The organism is Pelagibacterium sp. 26DY04 (genome assembly GCF_031202305.1).
Taxonomy (GTDB): domain Bacteria; phylum Pseudomonadota; class Alphaproteobacteria; order Rhizobiales; family Devosiaceae; genus Pelagibacterium.
The window spans coordinates 955,996-970,064 of sequence record NZ_CP101731.1 but is presented as its reverse complement, the minus strand read 5'-3'; the positions used below and the strand labels follow the sequence as shown (position 1 = coordinate 970,064).

Here is a 14,069-nt window from a genome sequence, read left to right as displayed (position 1 = left end):
GGTGCCACTCTCCCCGCATCGGGGACGCGGGCGAAAGAGTGCGGCGATGGAATGGATTATCCTGATCTTGGCCGTGGCCGTTATCGGCTACGCCATCTATGTCTACAACATGCTGGTGCGGAACCGGCAGCTTGTGGGTGAGGGCTGGTCGGGAATCGATGTGCAGCTCAAGCGCCGCGCCGATCTCATTCCCAACATGCTCGAAACCGTCAAAGGCTATATGGCCCATGAGCGCGAGACGCTGCAGGCGGTGACCGATGCGCGTGCCGCGGTGCAGGCGGCGCAGAACGGATCGCCCGCCGAGCGCGGCCAGGCCGAAGGGCTTCTGTCGGGCGCGCTGGGGCGGCTGTTTGCCGTGGCGGAGGCCTATCCCGACCTCAAGGCCAACACCAATTTCATCGAATTCCAGACCGCGCTCCAGACGGTGGAAGACGAAATCCAGATGTCGCGGCGCTATTACAATGGCGCGGTTCGCAATCTCAATATCGCCGTGGAATCGTTCCCTTCCAATCTGGTTGCCGGCACGTTCCGGTTCGAAAAGGCCGAATATTTCGAGCTGGAGAACGAAGCCGATCGCGCGGTTCCGCAGGTCAAATTCTGACGGCAATGGTGCGACTGCTTTTCGCCCTGCTGCTCGTCCTTACCGCCGGCCCGGTGCTGGCGCGAGAGGAAATCCGGCAGTTCGACGTGACCTTCGAGGTCGCGGCGGATGGCTCGGTCACCATTACCGAGGCGATCACCGTCAACGCCGAGGGCAACAGCATAAGGCGCGGCATTTTCCGCGACGTGCCGACGCGCCTTGCCACCCCCGATGGCCGGACGATCCGGCTGCCGTTCGAGGTGATCTCGGTGACGCGCAACGGGGCGAGCGAGCCCTATGAGGTCGAAGGCATCGATGGCGGACAGCGGATCCGGATCGGGTCGGCAGACGCCCTGCTCCGCCCCGGCATTCACGAGTACCAGATCACCTATCGCATGGGCCGGGCGGCGCGCATGTTCGCCGATCATGACGAATTCTATTGGAACGCGACGGGCAATTACTGGGACTTCCCCATCGTGCGGGCCAGCGCGCTGGTGGTCCTGCCTGAGGGAGCGAACATCACCGAACTCAACGCCTATACCAGCGAATTCGGCGTCAGAAGCTCCGACAATTCGGCTGTGCGGATCGACGACCGGCGCGCGCGCTTTACCGTCACCCGGACGCTGGCACCGCGCGAAGGGCTGACCGTTTCGGTGGCGTTCGAAAAGGGAATACTGACGCCGCCGCAGGGCACCGATGCCGCCCTGTTCTGGCTCTCGGACTATCGCGACTATGTGGCGCCGCTGGTGCTGCTGCTGATCGTCGTCGCCTATAACGCATTGGCGTGGAATGCCGTCGGGCGTGATCCGGCCAAGGGCGTCATCATCCCGCGCTTTTACCCGCCCAAGGATTTTTCGCCGGCGCTGGTTCACTATGTCCACCGCATGGGCTGGGGCAAATCGGGCTGGACTGCCTTTTCGGCGGCGCTGGTCTCGCTGGCGGTCAAGGAACTCGTCGAGATCGGCAAGGCGGGCAAAAAGACCACTCTGACGGTCACCGGCAAGCAGCCGGCCGGAGCGCTGCCGCCCGGCGAGGCGGTGATTTTCGGCGACCTCAAGGCCATGAGCCCGATAACGATCGACAAGACCTCCGGCCCGCGCCTCAACAAGATCCGCTCCGCCTTTATCGCCGCGCTCGAGGCCGAGAACCGCCGGGTCTATTTCAACAACCATCTGGTCTATACGATTATCGGGGTGGCGATCGGGCTCGCCAGCCTGGTTATCATGGTGCTGTTGGGCGTGCTCGATCCGGTCTTCGTGTTCGTTGCCGCCTTTGCCGCGATCTTTCTTTCAAGCGTCGGGCTGGGCGCGCGCACCCTCTGGCAGGGAAGAGGCATCGGGCGGTTTCTGGCGGCGGCCATTGTGGGCATCTTCCTGTTCAATGCGGGCGCCTTCGCCGTCGATGTTTTCGACGCCCGCTGGATCGACTTTCCCTTCGTTGCAGCCATCACCATCATTGCGGTGACCCTGCTTTTCGGCATCCTGATGCGCGCACCCACCGTGCATGGACGCAAGGTCATGGACGAGATCGAGGGGTTCAGGATGTATCTCGATACGGCTGAAAAGGAGCGGCTCAACTTCCAGGACGAGCCCGAAATGAGCGTCGCCCGCTTTGAGACCATCCTCCCCTATGCCATGGCGCTGGGCGTGGAAAAGCCCTGGTCGGAGCGATTCGAGAACGACCTCTCCCGCAGCGCGGTCCGGGATGCGCCGGCCGGGTACTCTCCGCATTGGTATAGCGGCGGGAATTTCTCGGCGGGCAGTTTCGCTCAGACCATGGGCGGGGTCGCCACCGGATTGAGTGCGGCCATGATCGCCTCCCAGCCCCAGGCTTCGAGTTCGTCGGGCACGGGCGGTGGCGGATTTTCCGGCGGTGGCGGTGGCGGCGGCGGCGGTGGCGGCTGGTAGACGCCGGCGATCACTATAGCCGACCGAAACCGTTCGAGGAGCAACCGATGCACCAGGGCCAGATCGAATACGACCTGACGCGGGTTGAGTGCGCGGTCGGCGAGCAATTTCCCCACCTCAGAGGCAAGACAATCACCCGGCTCGTCACGCCAGGCACGACGAACGCGATTTTCCGCGTGGGCTGCAACGTCGCGGCCCGTTTCCCGCTGCGGCCCGACGATCCCGAACGCCACGCCGCAACGCTTCATGATGAAGCGCTGGCGATGCGCGAGTTCGGTCTGCATTGTCGGGTGGAGACCCCCCAGCCTCTGGGGATTGGCACGCCCGGGCCGGGCATCCCCTTGGCGTGGTCGCTCCAGACATGGATCGAAGGTGCGGTGGTTACCCCCGATAGTCATGCCAACAGCGAGACCTTTGCCGCCGACCTTGGCACGCTGGTGCGGGCACTCCGAGCGGCGGATTTGCGCGGAAGGCAGTTTGCGGGGACCGGGCGCGGCGGCCATCTTCCCGATCACGACCGCTGGATGGCGGAATGCTTTGAAAAGAGCGCGGGCCTTCTCGATGTCGACCGCTTGAGACAGATGTGGCGACGGTTTCGCGCCCTGCCCGGGCCTACGCGCTTTACCATGAGTCATAAAGATCTGATTCCGCCAAACCTGCTTGCCGATGGCGATCATCTCGCAGGGGTACTCGACATCGGAGGCTTTGGCCCCGCCGACGCGGCTCTCGATCTGGTCGTGGCCTGGCATACGCTTAACGAGCGCTGCCGGAGCCTGTTTCGCGGCATTGTGAACGACGATCCGATCGAGTGGAAACGTGGCGCGGCCTGGGCGTTTCAGCAGGCCATGGGGCTGGCCTGGTATTATCGCGAAACCAACCCCGCCATGAGCGCTCTCGGCCGTTCAACTCTTGCGAGATTGCTGGCCGATCCTGAGGTCGGCGGGGTTTAGGCATCCAGCAGCGGGGTTGCCGCTACCCAATAGCCGGCGAATGTTTCCCGCAGATCGTGGGCGGCCTGGTGTGCAGCGGCGGCGCTGCCGTAGAGGCCGAAGCAGGTGGCGCCCGAGCCGGACATGCGGGCGGTGACACAGCCCGGCGTTGTGGCGATGGCCGCAATGATGGTGCCGATGGCGGGCACCAGTTCGGTGGCCGGCTCTTCGAGGTCGTTGCGGGTATCGGCAAGCCAGAGCGAGAGCAGCGCAGCCCGCTCGAGCGGATCGGGCATGTCCGGCATCGGCGGATTGTGCTTTTTGGAGAGCTTGCGGAATACGTCCGGGGTGGAGACTTCCTCGAGCGGATTGACCAGGACCAGATGCATCTGAGGAAAATCCGGCAGGGGGGTGATTTCCTCGCCGATGCCGCCAACCTCGCAGGGGCGGCTCAAGAGACACATGGGCACGTCGGCCCCCAGCGTTGCCGCCAGGGCGAAAAGCTCGGCATCGGCGGGCGGGGTTTGGCTCATACGGGCGAGGATGCGCAGCACCGCCGCCGCATCGGCCGAGCCGCCACCCAGCCCGGCCGCGACGGGCAGGTGCTTTTCGAGATGGATCTCGATGCCTTCTGGCAGGTGATCGGGGAAACGCGCGCGATATTTTTCCAGCGCCCGCAAAACGAGATTGGAGCGGCCATTGGGCAGGTCGGCGCCGAACGGGCCCGACAGTGTCAGCCGGTCGCGCCGGGCTGGCGTGGCGGTCACCAGATCGGCCAGTTCGGTAAAGACGCAGAGCGTATGGAGAAGGTGAAAGCCGTCCTCGCGCCGGCCCACGACGTGCAATGCAAGATTGACCTTGGCCGGGGCGGGCTCGCTGAGCGGTTCGCGCATCAATCCTCTATCGGCGCGTCCGGGTCGAGCCCGTTGAGCAATTTGGGCGTCGCCCGCTCGGTGACCACTCCATCCTCATCGACATCGATGGCGATACGCCACTGGAACATGGCCTCGCGCTCACGCCCCGCCGTCCAGTAGACATCGCCGAGGTGATCGTTGATCTCGGGATCGGCGGGCAGGATCTGCACCGCCTTTTCGAGCACCTCGACGGCCTCATCGACCCGCCCGAGCTTGTAGAAGGCCCAGCCCAGGCTATCGACGATGTAGCCGTTCATGGGCGCCAGTTCGACGGCCCGCTCGATCATGCCGAGCGCTTCCTCGAGGTTCATGCCGCGATCGACCCAGGAATAGCCAAGATAGTTGAGAACGTCGGGGTGGTTGGGAAACAGCTCGAGCGCCTGGAGGAAATCGGCTTCGGCCAAATCCCACTCCCCGGCTCGCTCATAGGCGATGCCGCGGACGTAGAAGAAGCGCCAATCGTTGCGGCGCGGCGAGTCGAGCCGCTCGATGATCTCCGAATAGGCGGCGGCGGCTTCTTCCCAGCGCTGGTCATAGCGCAGGGTGTCGCCCAAAATGCCGAAGACTTCCTGATTGTCGGGGTACGAACGAGTGATGTTCTGGAGGCGGGAAATCGCCGCGTCCCGGTTGCCGCGCAGATCGAAATTTTCCGCAAGCCGCACCAGCGCGTTCACGTAGAGGGGCGAATCGGACGGCACGGCGGAGAATATCTCGTCGGCGGTATCGTACTGGCCGGCGCTGGCGAGCAGTTCGCCCAGCGAGATCGAAATGATCGAGGCTTCGGGGTCGAGATAGGTGGCAAGCTGGAGGAACCCGACGCCAAGTTGGAGCGAGCCATCGCGGGCCAGCGCTGTGCCAAGCCCGTGCAGCATTTCGGCAGCGCCCGATTGTACAGAGCCGGCGAAAAGCCCGGGGCGGCGACCCTCGGCGATGGGGTCGCGCAGGACGTCGACCACAGGATGCTCGATACCCTGGGAAGCAAAATGGTCGAGCACGGCCTGGGCGTCCTCGAACCGGCCGGCATTGCCGAGAATGCGGATATAGGCCTCGGCGATCCGGGGCACGAGCGGGTCGATCTCGTAGGCCTGGCGGGCAAGTTCGATCGCCGTTTCCCGGTCACCGGCCACATCGGCGATGATGGCGCGGTGGAAGACGATGAATTCATCGAACCCACCCTGGGCCACCCTGTCGAGAATGTCGTTGGCGGCGGCGAGATCGCCTTCGCCCACCTTGGCCCAGGCGCGCGTGATGCCGCCGATGATGCCGATCAGCGAAGCCTCGGGAACGCGCGACAGCATCTGGTCGGCAGAAGCATAGCGCCGCTGCTTGAGGGCCACCGTGCCCAGCACCAGATGCGCCAGCTCGTCATCGGGGTTGAGGTCGAGCACGTGCTGGGCCATCGAGGCGGCTTCGGAAATGTTTCCAGCCAGGAGGTAAGCGAGGAAAGCCTGGCTCGAATAGATCTCGTTGTCCCAATCGGCGCGGGCGGCCTCCACGAACAGCGATGCCGCGCGGTCCGCATCGAGGGCGTCCAGGGCGGCGAGGCCGGCGAGATAGCTGCCCACCGCGCTGCCGCCGGGGGCGGTCTGCAGCACTTCCTGCTGCGCCAGGGGCGAGGATACCGGAACGCTGATGGAAAGCGCGGCAACGATCAGTACGTGGATCGGCCGTTTGAAGAGGTTTAGCACGATTGTTCCCGAACTCCTCGCTTGCGGGCCTTATACCCTCGGTTCGATAGCCAAACGCGGCAAGATTGTCGATTGTTGGGCGTATCGGTTAACGTGATCTTTTCCCGCAAACGCGCCCGCGCTGCAAGCGCGGGAGGCATCACATTCCCGAGTAGTTGGGGCCGCTTCCCCCTTCGGGGGGGACCCAGTTGATGTTTTGCGCCGGGTCCTTGATGTCGCAGGTCTTGCAGTGCACGCAGTTCTGGGCGTGGATGCGGAAAACCGGCTCTCCCCCCTCCTCGGTCACCTCGTAGACGCCGGCCGGGCAATAAAGCGGCGCGGGCTCGCCATATTTGGGCAGGTTGTCGCGAATCGGAATGTCGGGGTCGGTGAGGCGCAGGTGAACCGGCTGGTCCTCGTCATGGGCGATGTTGGCGCGGTAAACCGATTCGGAGCGCGAGAAGGTGGTCTTGCCGTCCGGACGGGGGTAAGCGATCGGGGTCACTTCGGAGATCGGCTTGAGCCTGGCGAAATCGGGCTTATCGGAAACCAGCCGGCCCAGCGGGGAGTGCCTGGCGAGGCTCGACACCCACATGTCGGCACCCGCCAGCCCCACGCCGGCGTAAATCCCGAGCTTGGACCAGAGCGGCTTTACCGCCCGGACCGGGTAGAGATCGTCGCGGATGCCGCTCGATAGCACCGCCTCGTTCAGCGTCTCGATGGCATCGTTGGCGCGGCCGACCGCGATGGCGGCGGCGACTTCCCGCGCGGCGGCCATGCCCGAGCGGATGGCGTTGTGGATGGCCTTGAGGCGCGGCACGTTCATGAAGCCCGCCGAACAGCCGATGAGCGCGCCGCCGGGAAAGGCGAGCTTAGGGATCGATTGCCAGCCGCCCGAGGTGAGTGCCCGGGCCCCATAGGAGATGCAGGTCGCGCCTTCGAGGAGACCGGCGATCCGGGGATGGCGCTTGAAGCGCTGGAACTCGTCATAAGGCGAGAATGTGGGGTTTTCGTAGTCGAGATGGGCGACCAGCCCGAGATAGATGCGGTTGTCGCCGGCATGGTAGCAGAACCCGCCGCCGCTGGTGGCGCTGTCGAGGGGATAGCCCATGAAGTGCTCGACCTTGCCAGGCTGGTGCCTTGCCGGATCGATCTCCCAGATTTCCTTGATGCCCAGACCGTATTTCTGCGGCGCACGGCCCTCGTCGAGCCCGAACTTGCGGATCAGGCGCTTGGCGAGCGAGCCGCGCGCGCCTTCGGCAATCAGGGTGTATTTGGCGCGCAGTTCTATGCCGGGGGTGAAGGTGGGCTTTGGCGTGCCGTCGCGGGCGATGCCCATATCGCCGGTGACGATGCCGAGGATTTCGCCATTCGCGCCGGTGATGAAATCCGCGGCGGCGGTGCCGGGGAAAATATCCACGCCCAGCGCCTCGGCGCGCTCGGCCAGCCAGCGGCAGAGATCGCCCAGCGAGATGATCACCGCACCCTTGGTCTTCATGATCGGCGGAATCAGCAGGTTGGGAAAGGTGATCGCCGATTTTTCGGTGAGGTAGACGAAACTGTCCTCGGTGACCGCGGGCCCCACCGGCGCACCCTGCTCGCGCCAATCGGGGATGAGCGCATCGAGCCCGGCGGGATCCATGACGGCGCCCGAAAGGATGTGTCCGCCGATATCGGCGGATTTTTCCACGACGACGATTTCGAGATCGGGCGAATTCTGTTTGAGCGCGATGGCGGCGGAAAGACCGGCGGGGCCGGCGCCGACGATCACCACGCCGGTTTCCATGGTCTCGCGTTCGATCGCGTCGGTCATCGTTTGGCATCCCGAGTGAGGTGGCAGGCTTTGCGCCGGTGTGACATAACAAGGATCGCCATGGCAAATCGACAGCTAAATCGCGAGGAAATTCTGGCCGCGCTCGACTGGTACGTCGCAGCGGGGGTGGATATTGCCGTGGGCGAGGTGCCGGTGGACCGGTTCGCGCAGTCCGCGATCAAGCCCGCTGCGTCGGTGCGCCGGGTGCTGCCCACCCCCGCGCCGCAGCCTGCGGGCCGGCCTGTCCCGGCGGCGCCGGCAGCGGGGACGGCCGATGCGGACCCCGACCAGGCGCGGGCGCTGGCAGCGAGTGCCGGAACGCTCGACCATTTGCGTGAGATGCTGGCCGATTTCGATGGTTGTGGGCTCAAGCTTCGGGCGACCAATCTCGTCTTTGCCGATGGCAACCCCGAGGCCGACATCATGCTGGTCGGCGAAGCGCCGGGACGCGACGAGGATCTGCAGGGCAAGCCGTTCGTCGGGCGCTCGGGGCAATTGCTCGACAGAATGCTGGGCGCGATCGGGCTGGACCGCACCAAGGTCTATATCGCCAACACAGTGCCCTGGCGTCCGCCGGGGAACCGCACGCCCTCCCCCTCCGAGGTCGCCGTCTGCCTGCCGTTTCTCTACCGGCAGATCGAACTGGTGGCGCCCAAGGTGCTGGTCGCGCTGGGCGGCGCCTCGGCTTCGACGCTGTTTGAAACCGATACCGGGATCACCCGCCTGCGCGGGCAATGGCGGGATTTGACCATCGGCGCGCACACCATGCGCGCTGTCGCAACGCTTCACCCCGCCTATCTGCTGCGCCAGCCGGCCGCCAAGCGGCTGGCCTGGCAGGACCTGCTCTCGATCAAGGGCGCGCTGGGCCAATAGCCCGCAGCGGAGCCAATCGGCTTCGAGTGCCGTTAGGGCCTTATGCGCTTTTCAAATATATTGTAACTTACGGAATTACATAATATACCGTTACAACATAACGGCTCAGCAATGGACCGGCTCATCGTTCAGCTTACGGAGTTTCTTCCCATGGATCATGACGTCATCATCGTCGGCGGCAGCTATTCGGGCATGGCCGCCGGCCTTCAGCTCCTGCGGGCACGACGGCGCGTGCTGGTGATCGACGCCGGCGAGCGGCGCAATCGCTTCGCCAGCCATTCGCATGGATTTCTGACCCAGGACGGCACGCCACCCGAGGTGATTGCAGCCAAGGCGCGCGAGCAGCTTGAGGCCTATCCCACGCTTGAGTGGCGGGAAACTAAAGCCACCGCCGCGCGCCAGATCGATGGCGGCTTTGCGATCGAAACCGAAGGCGGCGAAACCGTCACCGCACGCCGGCTTGTCCTTGCGCTGGGTGTTTCTGATGCGCTTCCCGAGATCGAAGGGCTTAAGGAGCGCTGGGGCAAGCACGTTTTCCATTGCCCCTATTGCCATGGCTACGAACTCAACCAAGGGCGGATCGGAGTGATCGCCGTGGGCGAATTGTCCATGCATCAGGGCACCATGCTTCCCGACTGGGGCGACACCACCTTTTTGATCAATGGATCGTTCGAGCCCAATCACGAGCAGATGCAGATGCTCGAACAGCGCGGCGCCAAGACCGAGACGGGCAAGATCGTCCGCATCAGCGGTGAGGCCGATGTCGAATTGGAGGATGGACGCGTCTTGAATTTCGATGGCCTGTTCGTCGCCTCCCAGATCGCTCCCTCGAGCCCGCTTGCCGAGCAACTCGGCTGCGATTTCGAGGATTCGCCCATCGGCCGCCACATCACGACCAATCAAATGAAGGAAACCAGCGTGCCCTTCGTCTTCGCCTGCGGCGATGCCGCCCGCATGGCCGGCTCGATCGCGCTGGCCGTGGGCGACGGCGCCCAGGCCGGCGCCGGCGTGCATCACTCGCTGATGTTCAGATAGCCAGCGCTATGCCGGGCTCGACACCTTGCGCACCTTGGCCCTGTCGAGCCCGAGCCTGTGCTCGCGATAGATGATGAAGATGCCGGCGGCCGTGACGATCGTACCGCCGATCAGCATTTCGACCGTGGGAATTTCCCCAAACACCAGGAAGCCGACGGCAATCGAGAGCACCATCGAGGAATATTCGAAAGGGGCGACTGTGGTGATGTCGGCGTGGCGGTAGCTTTCCGTCAGAAGGATCTGGGCCACCCCGCCCGCGATTCCCGCCGCAATGAGGATCAGCGCCTCCTCGATGCTGAGCGGCACCCAGCCCAACGGGATCGACGCCAGCCCGATCACCGCCGAGACGATCGAGAAATAGATCACGATGGTCGAGCTGCGCTCGGTCTTGACCAGATTGCGGACCGTGAGCATGGCGGTGGCCGAGATCATGCACGCGACGAAGGCTGCCACCGCGCCCTCGGCCTGCGGGCCCCAGCCGGTCATGCCGCCCGAAAAGAAGGTGAGGCGCGGCCACATTATGATGATGACGCCCACCAGCCCCACCACCACCGCGGTCCAGCGGAACAGTCTGATCTTTTCGTGCAGGAAAACCGCCGAGAAGATGACGATGAACAGCGGCGTCGCATAGTTGATGGTCGTCGCCTCGGGCAAGGGAAGCCGGGTCAGGGCGAAAAAGATCAGCAGCATCGCCGCCGTGCCGATGACGCCGCGGAAGATGTGAGCGCCCAGCCTGCTGGTCTTGAAGCCCGAGACGAGCTCCCCGCGCAGGCCAAGGAGCACGAAGACCGGGATCAACGCGAAGGCCGACCGGAAAAAGATGAGCTGCCCCACCGGCACCCCTTCGGCGCCCTTGATGATGGCGCTCATGGCGACAAAGATGAAAACCGAAGCGATCTTGAGCCCGATGCCGATCATCACCCCCGACCGGCGCGGCTGGGGAACCGAAGCCGGTTGGGATGCGGAGGGCGATTGAAGAGGTTTGGACACCGGCAATGCTTTCGAGGCAGGATGGCCCGAAAAGGGCGGAATACCAGGGTATCGCTAGACCCGTTTACAAGAGGTGACAAGCCGCGCCAGGCAAATTTGAGGAGTGGTCGAACGAATTGGCGCCCCGTCACGTTTGGCCGGTAGGCAGTGCTGAAAAGACGCGCTAGTCTCGCCCTTAATCAAGAGAGCCAATCAAGGTCCCCATGTCGCAAATCATCAAGATCTTAGCCCTTCTGCTGTCCTCGGCCCTTCTGATGATCGCGGGCGGCATGCATGGACTGATCCTGCCGGTACGCGGTTCGGAAGAAGGGTTCTCGCTATTGGCGCTGGGCCTGATCGGCACGGGCTGGTCGATCGGGTTCATTTCCGGTTCGATCGCGGTGCCCCATCTCGTGCGGCAGGTGGGCCACATCCGCTCCTACGCGGTGATGGCGGCGGTCGCGTGCATGACGATCCTGCTCAATCTCATTTTCATCCACGACTGGGCGTGGATCTTCCTGCGCATTTTCTCCGGCTTCTGCTTTGCCGGCGCGGCGATGGTCGTTGAAAGCTGGCTCAACGAAGTCTCAGACAATGAGAGCCGGGGAACGACCTTTTCCATCTATGTGAGCGTCACGCTCTTTGCCTCGACGGCCGGGCAGATGATCATCGCGGCGACCGGCGTTGCCGGTTATATCCCATTCGTTCTCGCGGCGCTTGCCTATATCGGGGCGGTGCTGCCCACGGCGGTGACCCGCACGCCACAGCCCGCGCCGCTGCAGGCGGTGAGCCTCGATGTCGGGCTGCTCTACAAGACCTCGCCCATCGCCGTCGTCGCCGCCTTTTCCATCGGCATGGCCAATGGCGCCTTCGGCACGCTGGCGCCGGTCTATGGCATCGAGCGCGGGTTTTCGACGGCGGCCATTGCCTATCTCATGAGTCTCGCCATCGTCGCGGGCGCCATCGCCCAGGTGCCGCTGGGGCGGCTTTCGGACCGGATCGACCGGCGCAAGGTGATGATGGGCGTGGCGCTGATCGGCGTTACGGCGGGGATTTTGACCATCGTCATCAATCCGGGCGAGAACGCCCTGCTCTACGCATTCTTCGCGCTTTATGGCCTGGCCGCCTATTCGCTTTACGCCATCGCCGTCGCCCATGCCAACGACTTTGCCGATGAGGGGAGCTTTGCCAAGGTGGCCTCGGGCATGCTCGTGGTTCTGGGTTCGGGCCAAATGCTGGGGCCGATCGTCGCCTCGCAGATGATGCAGATGTTCGGCCCCGCCGCCATGTTCGCCGTTCCGGTGCTGTTCCATGGCCTTCTCGCGGTCACCGCCTATCTGCGCATGCAGGCGCGCGAAGCGGCGCCGGCCGAAGACCGGGCGCCGTTCCAGCCCATGCCGTCCGAGCGGATCGTCACCGGCGAGACGGTGGCGCTCGATCCGCGTTCGGACGAAAATGGCGTGCAAATCGATGATTCCACTCCCGCGCCACAGGCAGGTTGAGCCATGTTTCCTTTCAAGATCGATGAGAGCCACCCCTTCGTTCCGGTCACCTTCGCGGTGCTGGCGGTGTCGGACACAAGGACGCTGGAAACCGATACGTCGGGGGCGCTGCTTACCGAACTGATCGAAGGCTGTGGACATCGCGTTTTCGAACGCGCCGTGGTCAGGGACGACCGCGAGGCCATCGCCGCGCAGGTCAAGGCGTGGGTCGCCCAAGAGGGGATCGATGTGGTTCTGACCACCGGCGGAACGGGCTTTTCCGGCCGGGACGTGACGCCCGAGGCGATCGAACCGCTGTTTACCAAGCGCATGGACGGATTTTCCGTGCTGTTCCACCAATATTCGGCGACCACCATCGGCACCTCGACCATCCAGTCGCGCGCGACGGCGGGGCTGATCGGCACGACCTTCGTCTTCTGCCTGCCGGGCTCGCGCGGCGCCTGCCGCGATGCCTGGGAAGCGATCCTCAAATACCAGTTCGACAGCCGGCATGTGCCCTGCAACTTCATCGAAGTGATGCCAAGGCTGAACGAATAGGGCATTTTTTTGGCGATCGCGCTCGCGAACCGCAAAAGTGAAAATCACTTTTGCTGCTCACGCTCCATAAACGCCGCCGCCCGATTGTTCTTGTTTTGTTCCTTAAGAGTCGTTAAAGATTCATGGAACGGACAAGTCGCGATTCGGCTTGTCCTGATGAGGCAAGCGGAGCTGCGACGATGGCTGATCTTGGTGCGAATTCGGGACATGGCGAAGCGCGGCGGCGGTTGTTCGGCACGCGGGACATGGACCTTTTGAGTCGGCCCATGCTGGATTCGCCAAAGCTGCGCGGCCGCGGGGCCACCTCGAACGAGGGCGGCCGGTTCGAGGTCCATAAGCGCGAGATGTTCGCCGATGGCTGGGAGCCCGAGCCGGAGGAAGATTTCGAAACGCGCGAGCATATCGAGCGCGCCAAATCGATCATCACCCGCAACGTCTCGCCCGATATCGGGTTCGACCGCTCGATCAATCCCTATCGCGGCTGCGAGCATGGGTGTTCCTATTGCTTCGCGCGGCCGACCCATGCCTATCTCGGCCATTCGGCGGGCATCGATTTCGAGCGCGACATCTATATCAAGGTGAACGCCGCCGAATTGCTGCGGGCCGAATTGGCCAATCCGCGCTACAAGCCCAAGCCTATCGCCATCGGCACCAATACCGACCCCTACCAGCCGCTCGAGCGCAAATACAAGGTGATGCGCTCGGTGCTCAAGGTGCTGCTCGAAGCAAGGCATCCGGTGACGATCGTCACTAAATCGGCGCTGATCGTGCGCGACCTCGATATCCTCACCAAGCTCAACAAGCTCGGGCTGGTGTCGGTGGGGATTTCGGTCACGTCCATGGACCACAAGCTCTCGCGTTTCATGGAGCCGCGCGCCTCGACCCCCTCGCGCCGGCTGGAGGCGATCAGGCTGCTCTCTGAATCCGGCATTCCGACGCGGATCATGGCCGCGCCGATGATCCCGGCCGTCAACGATCATGAGCTGGAGCGTATTCTCGATGCCGGCAAGGCGCAGGGGGCTTCCACCGCGTCGATGATCCTGTTGCGCCTGCCGGGCGAGGTGCGCGACATCTTCCGCGAATGGCTGCTCAAGAACTACCCCGACAAGGTCAAGCACGTGATGAATCTGGTGCGCGACTATCGCGGCGGACGCGACAACGATCCGCGCTTCGGAACGCGCTTTACAGGCGAAGGGCCCTATGCCGTGCTCATGCAGCAACGCTTCGAAAAGGCGCGGGCACGGCTGGGTCTCGATGAGGCGATGACGCCGCTGCGGACCGATCTGTTCGTTCACCCGCAAAAGGAAACGGCGCAGTTGAGCCTGTTCTGACGGGAGGTCGAG

12 protein-coding genes are annotated in these 14,069 nt (G+C 63.9%); 8 read left to right on the top strand and 4 right to left on the bottom strand.

Annotated features, from left to right (window positions below; genetic code table 11):
• The first annotated feature begins 46 nt into the window (after nt 1–46).
• Genes NO932_RS04540 through NO932_RS04530 form a run of 3 tightly spaced genes read left to right on the top strand, consistent with a single transcriptional unit; the run spans nt 47 to nt 3,437 of the window.
• Nucleotides 47–601, top strand: coding sequence for a LemA family protein (locus tag NO932_RS04540; RefSeq protein WP_309209902.1), 555 nt, complete (start codon nt 47–49; stop codon nt 599–601).
• A gap of 5 nt (nt 602–606) precedes the next feature.
• Entirely contained in the window at nt 607–2,487 is a 1,881-nt protein-coding gene (locus NO932_RS04535; RefSeq protein WP_309209900.1) for a DUF2207 domain-containing protein, read from the top strand.
• Between the two features lie 47 nt (nt 2,488–2,534).
• Nucleotides 2,535–3,437 (top strand): phosphotransferase, encoded by a 903-nt coding sequence (locus NO932_RS04530; RefSeq protein WP_309209899.1) that lies wholly within the window; start codon nt 2,535–2,537, stop codon nt 3,435–3,437.
• Here NO932_RS04530 and NO932_RS04525 read toward each other — a convergent pair.
• The 3 genes from NO932_RS04525 to NO932_RS04515 form a co-directional block, all read right to left on the bottom strand.
• Entirely contained in the window at nt 3,434–4,309 is an 876-nt protein-coding gene (locus tag NO932_RS04525; RefSeq protein WP_309209898.1) for a 4-(cytidine 5'-diphospho)-2-C-methyl-D-erythritol kinase, read from the bottom strand. The genes NO932_RS04530 and NO932_RS04525 overlap by 4 nt on opposite strands.
• Entirely contained in the window at nt 4,309–6,018 is a 1,710-nt protein-coding gene (locus NO932_RS04520; RefSeq protein WP_309209896.1) for a tetratricopeptide repeat protein, read from the bottom strand. The genes NO932_RS04525 and NO932_RS04520 overlap by 1 nt, the downstream gene beginning before the upstream one ends.
• A 139-nt stretch (nt 6,019–6,157) precedes the next feature.
• Nucleotides 6,158–7,810 carry an electron transfer flavoprotein-ubiquinone oxidoreductase gene (locus NO932_RS04515; RefSeq protein WP_309209895.1) on the bottom strand — a complete coding sequence of 551 codons (1,653 nt, stop codon included), beginning with the start codon at nt 7,808–7,810 and terminating at the stop codon, nt 6,158–6,160.
• Between the two features lie 60 nt (nt 7,811–7,870).
• Here NO932_RS04515 and NO932_RS04510 point away from each other — a divergent pair, with 60 nt between their 5' ends.
• The gene (locus NO932_RS04510) at nt 7,871–8,683 is read left to right on the top strand and encodes a uracil-DNA glycosylase (RefSeq protein WP_309209893.1); all 813 of its coding nucleotides are present in this window, start codon (nt 7,871–7,873) and stop codon (nt 8,681–8,683) included.
• A 150-nt stretch (nt 8,684–8,833) separates the two neighbouring features.
• Nucleotides 8,834–9,718, top strand: coding sequence for an NAD(P)/FAD-dependent oxidoreductase (locus NO932_RS04505; protein ID WP_309209891.1), 885 nt, complete (start codon nt 8,834–8,836; stop codon nt 9,716–9,718).
• A 6-nt stretch (nt 9,719–9,724) separates the two neighbouring features.
• Here the strand turns inward: NO932_RS04505 and NO932_RS04500 are convergent, their stop codons facing one another.
• Nucleotides 9,725–10,636, bottom strand: a complete 912-nt coding sequence (locus NO932_RS04500; protein ID WP_309210981.1) for a DMT family transporter — start codon at nt 10,634–10,636, stop codon at nt 9,725–9,727.
• Between the two features lie 275 nt (nt 10,637–10,911).
• Between NO932_RS04500 and NO932_RS04495 the strand changes: the two genes are divergently transcribed.
• The 3 genes from NO932_RS04495 (at nt 10,912) to NO932_RS04485 (ending at nt 14,057) form a co-directional block, all read left to right on the top strand.
• A complete protein-coding gene (locus NO932_RS04495) occupies nt 10,912–12,189 on the top strand; it encodes an MFS transporter (RefSeq protein ID WP_309209889.1) in 1,278 nt (425 codons plus the stop codon).
• Nucleotides 12,190–12,192: 3 nt separating this feature from the next.
• Complete coding sequence (moaB, locus tag NO932_RS04490; protein WP_309209887.1) at nt 12,193–12,726, top strand: molybdenum cofactor biosynthesis protein B; 534 nt, start codon at nt 12,193–12,195, stop codon at nt 12,724–12,726.
• A 245-nt stretch (nt 12,727–12,971) separates the two neighbouring features.
• Nucleotides 12,972–14,057 (top strand): PA0069 family radical SAM protein, encoded by a 1,086-nt coding sequence (locus NO932_RS04485; protein WP_309163645.1) that lies wholly within the window; start codon nt 12,972–12,974, stop codon nt 14,055–14,057.
• Nucleotides 14,058–14,069 lie beyond the last annotated feature (12 nt).

Coding starts and splice junctions, on each gene's coding strand:
- NO932_RS04540 (WP_309209902.1), top strand. CDS start 47: ATGGAATGGATTATCCTGATCTTGGCCGTGGCCGTTATCGGCTACGCC.
- NO932_RS04535 (WP_309209900.1), top strand. CDS start 607: ATGGTGCGACTGCTTTTCGCCCTGCTGCTCGTCCTTACCGCCGGCCCG.
- NO932_RS04530 (WP_309209899.1), top strand. CDS start 2,535: ATGCACCAGGGCCAGATCGAATACGACCTGACGCGGGTTGAGTGCGCG.
- NO932_RS04525 (WP_309209898.1), bottom strand. CDS start 4,309: ATGCGCGAACCGCTCAGCGAGCCCGCCCCGGCCAAGGTCAATCTTGCA.
- NO932_RS04515 (WP_309209895.1), bottom strand. CDS start 7,810: ATGACCGACGCGATCGAACGCGAGACCATGGAAACCGGCGTGGTGATC.
- NO932_RS04510 (WP_309209893.1), top strand. CDS start 7,871: ATGGCAAATCGACAGCTAAATCGCGAGGAAATTCTGGCCGCGCTCGAC.
- NO932_RS04505 (WP_309209891.1), top strand. CDS start 8,834: ATGGATCATGACGTCATCATCGTCGGCGGCAGCTATTCGGGCATGGCC.
- NO932_RS04500 (WP_309210981.1), bottom strand. CDS start 10,636: ATGATCGGCATCGGGCTCAAGATCGCTTCGGTTTTCATCTTTGTCGCC.
- NO932_RS04495 (WP_309209889.1), top strand. CDS start 10,912: ATGTCGCAAATCATCAAGATCTTAGCCCTTCTGCTGTCCTCGGCCCTT.
- moaB (WP_309209887.1), top strand. CDS start 12,193: ATGTTTCCTTTCAAGATCGATGAGAGCCACCCCTTCGTTCCGGTCACC.
- NO932_RS04485 (WP_309163645.1), top strand. CDS start 12,972: ATGGACCTTTTGAGTCGGCCCATGCTGGATTCGCCAAAGCTGCGCGGC.